Raw genomic sequence first — 6385 nt, 5'->3', positions numbered from 1 at the left:
AAACAGGCCCGGCAGCAATGGCAGGAGAAGATCAACGCGGTGGAACGCACCCTTGACGATCTGAGCCAGCGACGACGTCGACTTCTGAACACGCTCGAAACTACCGACGACCTCGAACCTGAGCTTCTCCAGGACATCAACCGCCGGTCAGCGCAGATCAGCAGCGAACAGGAAGTCAAACGACGCGACCTGGCTCACCTCCGCGCCCACCCGCCAGCCCAAGCGGGCAGCGACACGGACCTATTCGATCTCCTTGGAACCGTCACCCGCGCCGAGCTCACCCGCATGCCCGAGGAGTTTCTCAGGGGCCTCTTCGACGCTTACGGCCTCGAGATCATCTACGACGCACGAGTGAACCACGTCACATGCACGGTCGGCATCGACGAACACAACCTGGCCCTCGTCACCAGCGTGACCAGCGCCATGCAGAACACCCCCAACCCGGCCATCGGGTTGGGGGTGTTTGATGTGCGCTCGGAGGGACTCGAACCCCCAACCTTCTGATCCGTAGTTAGATTTGGATCTTCCGTCGACGTCTGTCAACGTCCGCCCTGCCTGCTGACCATGAGCGTTCCGTCCACCGGTGTCCGTCGACGTCCACCCGCGTCCAGCGGCTTGGCTGTCAACTTGGCTGTCAACTTGGCTGTCACGCGTGCCACGGCTTGGACCACGTGATGGGCGCTCGACGCTGAGATCCGGGAGCATACTGGGAGGCATGGCGGAAGATCTTCTGGCGCTCGTCGTGGCCGACCCGACAGTCGGTCATGGGCAGGCGTGTATCCGGGGGACCCGGGTGCCGGTGAGTGTCGTGCTCGACTGCCTTGCCGACGGTATGTCCGACGGTGAGATCATCGCGGAGTACCCGTCGCTGACCGTGTCGGGGATCCGTGCGGCCGCTGCCTACGGGGCGCGTCTGGCGCGGGAGGATCTCGTGCCGCTTCGTACCGCGCCGTGAAGGTCAAGCTGGACGAGGGTCTCCCGGTCTCCCTTGCCGAGCGACTCGCCAAGCACGGGATCGACGCCGATACCGTGCTTGCGGAGAACCTGTCGGGCCGCTCCGATCCGGAGGTGCTCGCTGCTGCGGTTGCCGAGAACCGGATCGTGTTCACCCTCGACCGCGGCTTCGGGAACATCCGTGCCTACCCGCCGGGATCGCACAGCGGGATCGTGGTCTTCCGGCTTGACGACCAGTCGGCACGCGCCGTGATCGCGGCCGTCGAGGACCTGGTCACGCATCACGACCTCGCTGGGGCCGTGACAGTGGCGCACCGCGGCCTTCTCCAGATCCGTCGCGAGGGCGATTGACCCTCTCCGCCCGGGCTGGGACATCGCCTACGCAAAGCTCAGAGCCCCGCGCCGGAGTAGTGGCTGCGGGGCTCTGACCTGTCTCAACCTGACGTGCGCTCGGAGGGACTCGAACCCCCAACCTTCTGATCCGTAGTCAGATGCTCTGTCCGTTGAGCTACGAGCGCGATGTACCGCCGTGGTGGCCGGCGGTGCCAGCTTACAGCACCCGACGGATGGCACCGATCCTCCGAGGGGGATGTAGCTGTCTGTAGTTCATCCTGTGCTTCTTGTGTGGACAGCTGTGGGGTCATCGTCGAATCGGCAGCTGCGGCGCCGGCAGGAGGAGTTGCCGGTGGGGCGCGCGGCGGACGGTCAACCGCTGACCGTCCGCCGCGTCGACGGCGGACCAGACCTCGGCGGGCAGCTCGCGCGCCCGCACCGGGAGGTGTGTGTCCGAGAGCATGACCAGACGCACCCCGCCAGTACCCGACGCGACGGCCACGGGAACGCCATCGTGCCCGATCGGGCGGGCACGTTAGCGCCCGCTGCCGAGAGGTCCTCATGGTCGAGCAGTCCTCATAGGGGACGTAATGAAGTAACAAATACGTGATCGAGAGCATTATCGCAGGTCACAGGCCTGTGGAGGGTTCGAAACGCGCAAGTTATTTCATTTCGACTCCATAGTGACATCGGGACGTCATCAGGTGCCGTCGATCATAATTTGATTTTATGCAAAGTAATTGGATTTTGTATATCGTAATTAGATTTGTCAAAACATGATTGGCTGTCGCCAGAGCGATGCCCGATCTTATCGAGTATCGTCGCGTGGAGTAATGAGGCGTAACGATCCGGGGCGCAGGGTAATTCTCCTCCTGGCGTGCGCATCGTGAAGATCGACGGCTGGAGATCATCCTGATGGATCCGGGCGGCGTGCGCCGCGCGACTCGGAGCCAGCCCTTCGCCGCCCAAGCACTGTTCCGTGCCCGGGCGGCGACGATGAGCTCGCTGTTCCTGCTGGCTCTGCTGCTTGCGAGCTGGGCGCCGCGTATACCGCAAATCAAGGAGGGGCTCGAACTCGGCGACGGGCAGCTCGGTCTGACCCTGCTCGGCGCCCCGATCGGGGCGGTTCTGACATTGTGGCTGATCGGTCTGGCGGTCACCCGGTACGGCAGCATCACCATGGTGCGAGCAGGTCTGCCCGCCTACTGCGCCACCGGTCTTCTGGTCCCGCTCATCGAGGGACCCTGGTCTCTGTTCGCTCTGCTCACCCTGTGGGGGGCGACCAGCAGTTGCCTCGACATCTCCCTGAACACCCAGGCCGTGGGGATTGAGCGATGCTACCAGCGGCCGATCATGACCTCCGCCCATGCGGCGTGGACGGCGGGTGCCCTGTCCGGGGCCGGGATCGGTTCGGCGGCGGCCGCTCTGAGTGTCCCGATCGGCGTGCAGTTCGCGGTGCTCGGCGGGTTGGGTCTCGCTGCCGCCCTACCCGCCACGGCCTGGATGCTGCCCGACGGCGCTGCACCGGAAGTCGCGCCAGGGGACGGGCGAGACGGCTGGGGCGGAGACCGCGACAGAGCGGTGCCCCCGGGTCCCGCGGGCACCGGCAGCCGTGCCCGGCAGTTCGTCGCACTGTGCGTCATCGCCTTCGGTAGTTTCCTCTGTGAAGGTGTGGCGGCGGACTGGAGCGCCGTCTACCTCACCGAGGTAGCCGGAGCGGCTGCCGGAATCGCGGGTATCGGCTTTGTGGCCTTCACCTCCTGCATGTTCGTCGTGCGCCTGTTCGGGGACCGCGCCATGGCACGGTTCGGCCCGACCCGAACGGTCCGCGGCCTCGCCGTGACCGCGATGGTGGGATTCGCGGTCATGCTTGCGCTCGGTTCCTCGGCGTTCGGCACGGTCGGGGGAATCGTCGGATTCGGAACGCTCGGCGTCGGCACCGCCTGCGTGCTGCCCGCGGTGTTCTCCGCGACGGGGCGGCTCAGGTCGTCGACGGGCAGCTCCATCGCCGTGGTCGGCACGGTCGGGTATGCCGGATGGTTGTGCGGGCCGGCTCTCATCGGTGGGCTCGCCGAGCTGGCGGGCCTGCAACTCGCCATGGTCGTCGTGCTTGTCCTGCTCGTCGCGATCATGGTTTGCGCGTCGGCGTTGCGCGGTCCCGATTCTTCTCCTGCCGCGGCTGCCGAGTTCACCGCGGACCCCGGTGCCTCGGAGATCTCCGGGGTGCCCAAGATCCCCGAGGTTGGCTAGCGTCACCAGCGACCAGCCATCAGGCCGGGTCCTCTGCCGGCTGCCCCGGGAGCGGAGACGGGCACTACCGCCGGCCGCGACGGAATCCGGGCAGCAGGGTCTGCACCAGTGCGTCCGTCTCGGCCTCGGCCCGCCCGCCGCGGCGCACCCCGCTGACACCGATAGTTCGGTACATCTCCGTTGCCACAGCCTGCAGAGTTCGGCGATCACCCCGCGCGGCGACCGTGCGCAGCAGGTCCCGCCAGAGCACTTCGGAGGTCGGCACAGCCCGTAGCCCGGTGCGGCAGGCCGCCATCGCCGTCATCGTGTCACCGAAGTCCAACGTCAGTTGGGCGAGGCGATGCGCCACGTCGACCACGCCCGCCCAGGTGCTTCGGGCGATTGGCCCGGTGGTCGCCCAGCGGTACCGCCCGGCAGGCAGATCCGTCCACAGGGGGCCGCTGACCATCCGCAGGGCCGTCGTCAGATCCGCCTCGGCGTCGCTGCCCGGCAGACCGGCCCGGTGGGTGTAGGCCACGAAGAGTTCCCAGTCGCAGCGCACATCCGGACTCAGCCACCATCGGCCATCCGGGCCGATCATGATTCGAGGCGAGCCGTTGGCATCGGTCCCCAGCCACTGGCGCGCTTCGGCCAGCGCGGCGTCGGCGATCTCCTCTGTGGTGTCGGATGGCCAGATCTCCTCGGCGAGAAGCCGACTGTCTACGCCTTCCCGGTGCAGCGCGAGGTAGACGATGACCTCGGTCAACAGGTCGATGCGCTCGGCGGGTGGCCGCCCGGGACCCTCGACGGTGGGCAGCCCGAGAATCCGGACCTGCGCCTCGGCGGGCGCGGTGGGATCGGCGGGCGGCGTGGTCTCGAGCGGCACACGCTGTGGCGCCGCCCCGGACGTCGCCACCGGGGGCCGTGAAACGCCGACATCCGGGACGGTGGTATCTCCGTCGGCGTAGCGCGCCCGAGCAGCCTGCGGCGGTGCATGGTGCGCGTCCGCCGGTCCCGCCAGCCGTTCGTTCGGAGGCGGGACCGGCGGCCGGGGCGGGATCGCGGTCCGGTACTCGGTGGTTGGCGGCGGGGGGGCAGGGGGTCCAGGTGGTGCCTCCGTCCCGGGCTGGATCGATTCGGCCGGGACGCGGCCCTGCCGGTTCGCTCGCATCCGGGGCGTCTCGAAGTAGATCGCGGATGGTACCCGTGGGATATCCGTCGGGTGGATGAGCGGTCGTCCCGGATGGGCCAGCAGACCGGTGGCCTCGGCGGCCTCGGGGGCGTCGCCGGTGTCCGCGGTGGTTGGCAGGACGGGACCGGCCGATGCGGTCCTTCGCGGAGGGCCGGAAGGCCTGGGCGTGGGTGTGGGCGGCGGGGGTTCGGTGGGGAGCCGGCGGCCGTTCGAGGGCGGTCGCGTCGGATCGTCGTCAGAGGAGGAGGAGATAGTGGGTGGGAATCCGGTGCCGGACAGGACCGCGGCGCGACCCTGCGTGTCCTGCGGTCTCGCTCCGCGTGGCTCCGGTGGCGCAGAGCCGGGGCTGGGGAGTGGGCCTGCCGGCGTGGGGACGGCCGAGAGCGGCTGGGGGGACGCAGGCCGGGTGAGGGCTGAGAGTTTCGGCGTCCAGGGCACCGCCCCGGGCACGGAGCCGCGTTGTGAGGGTGGCCTTGTCGGCTCGTCAGGCCGGGTGGTTGCCGGCCCGGTCGCGGTGGGTCCGGCGGAGATCGGTCCGGCGGGCGGCTGTGATGCGGGGGGTGGTGGGGTGCCCTCGTCGGGCAGGCCCTCGTCCGGCAGGCCGTCGTCCGGCGGGCTGCCCGAGGCCCGGTCGGGAGATCCCGCCGCATCGGCCCGCTGGAACAGCGCGGTGATCGAGGTGTACTCGGTCATGCTCAGAGCCTGCGCCCGTACCTGGACGCCGAGAACGCCGAGGGACACGCGGCGGTCCGACCCGACCGTGAAGCGCCAGCGGGCGGCCGGGGTGTCGCCGACGGCGAGGACTCCCACGGCGTCGTCCCGCCCGTTCGCCATCCTGGTCAACCGGGCGATGTCGGCGGCTGCGGGAGGGGCCGCGAGAATGAGCAGATCGGGTGCCAGCGCCCGTGGATTGCCGGTGACCCGATCGCGGCCGCCCGCGGTGACGGTCGGCGGGTCTGCCGGTGCCGGATCGGTGCCGGTGCGACCGACGTCGTCCTCCGGTCCGGCGAGTTCGTCGAGGACGGCGCTCAGGTCGTCTGCTGTCCAGACCCGTGCGGGTGCGATCGTCGTCAGGTCGGCTCCGGTGTCGGCCGGAAAACCCACCAGACAGACCCGCAGATCATCCGACCACACGTTGGTTCCCAGCTCGATCGCCACGGCGATCGCGACCTCCGCCGCGATGTCCAGGTCGCCGATCAGGCTGATGATGCCCGGAGCGCCTTCCAGGTCGACGAGAATGCGTGACCCGGCGTCGTCCCGGCCGAAGGTGACGAGGGCCGGGAACGGAGCCGGCACGCCGGCCGTCATCTGGGCGATCATCTGGGCCGGCTGGTCACCGGGCAGACCGGGCATCCGCTCGATCCGCCATGACCCGGGCGCCTCGCCCACGGTCCATGGGAGCGGTGGAGGCTCCTCCTCCGCGGGTGCCATGTGCAGGATCAGCAGGTCGTCGGTGAGGATCGCCGCGTACACCGGGGGAAGCAGACGTCCCAGATCGGTCAGGCCGGCAGACAGAACGCGCAGTGAGCGGTCGACAAATCGGGCGGCATCCGTGTCGGCGTCTAGGCTTGTCTTCCGCACGTGCGTGCGATGAGCCAGCTTCTTGATCTCTTGTTCGGATCACGTCGGGGTGACCGCGATCGGTAGTGACGGGGCTGGGACTTGTTCCTGGCTGTG

6 protein-coding genes and 1 tRNA gene are annotated in these 6385 nt (G+C 68.8%); 4 read left to right on the top strand and 3 right to left on the bottom strand.

Features of this window, described 5'->3' with window-relative positions:
- From AC08OQ_RS16790 to AC08OQ_RS16780, 3 genes are all read left to right on the top strand, one after another.
- Nucleotides 1–504, top strand: a 504-nt coding sequence (locus AC08OQ_RS16790; RefSeq protein WP_476612185.1) for a hypothetical protein, incomplete at its 5' end; no start/stop codon positions are given.
- 211 nt (nt 505–715) lie between these two features.
- A complete protein-coding gene (locus AC08OQ_RS16785) occupies nt 716–955 on the top strand; it encodes a DUF433 domain-containing protein (RefSeq protein WP_011434851.1) in 240 nt (79 codons plus the stop codon).
- Nucleotides 952–1305: a DUF5615 family PIN-like protein gene (locus tag AC08OQ_RS16780; protein WP_476601870.1), complete on the top strand. Its 354-nt coding sequence runs from the start codon at nt 952–954 to the stop codon at nt 1303–1305. Before AC08OQ_RS16785 ends, AC08OQ_RS16780 begins: the two co-directional genes overlap by 4 nt.
- Before the next feature lie 94 nt (nt 1306–1399).
- On the opposite strand, the gene AC08OQ_RS16775 is transcribed toward AC08OQ_RS16780, so the two are convergent.
- A tRNA-Arg gene (locus AC08OQ_RS16775) sits at nt 1400–1472 on the bottom strand.
- A 122-nt stretch (nt 1473–1594) separates the two neighbouring features.
- On the bottom strand, nt 1595–1789 hold the full coding sequence (locus tag AC08OQ_RS16770) for a hypothetical protein (protein WP_462188987.1): 195 nt from the start codon (nt 1787–1789) through the stop codon (nt 1595–1597).
- Between the two features lie 428 nt (nt 1790–2217).
- On the opposite strand from AC08OQ_RS16770, the gene AC08OQ_RS16765 reads away from it, so the two are divergent.
- Nucleotides 2218–3537: an MFS transporter gene (locus AC08OQ_RS16765; protein WP_476605627.1), complete on the top strand. Its 1320-nt coding sequence runs from the start codon at nt 2218–2220 to the stop codon at nt 3535–3537.
- A gap of 64 nt (nt 3538–3601) precedes the next feature.
- On the opposite strand, the gene AC08OQ_RS16760 is transcribed toward AC08OQ_RS16765, so the two are convergent.
- A complete protein-coding gene (locus AC08OQ_RS16760; RefSeq protein ID WP_476612184.1) occupies nt 3602–6289 on the bottom strand; it encodes an AfsR/SARP family transcriptional regulator in 2688 nt (895 codons plus the stop codon).
- Between the last annotated feature and the right edge of the window lie 96 nt (nt 6290–6385).

It is taken from the genome of Frankia sp. CcCS3, from assembly GCF_977927575.1.
Note: the sequence above shows the minus strand (reverse complement) of the source record. Positions and strands in the feature narration are given on the sequence as shown.

Excerpts from the sequence above, each read along its gene's own strand:
- AC08OQ_RS16785 (WP_011434851.1), top strand. The coding sequence starts at position 716 with ATGGCGGAAGATCTTCTGGCGCTCGTCGTGGCCGACCCGACAGTCGGT.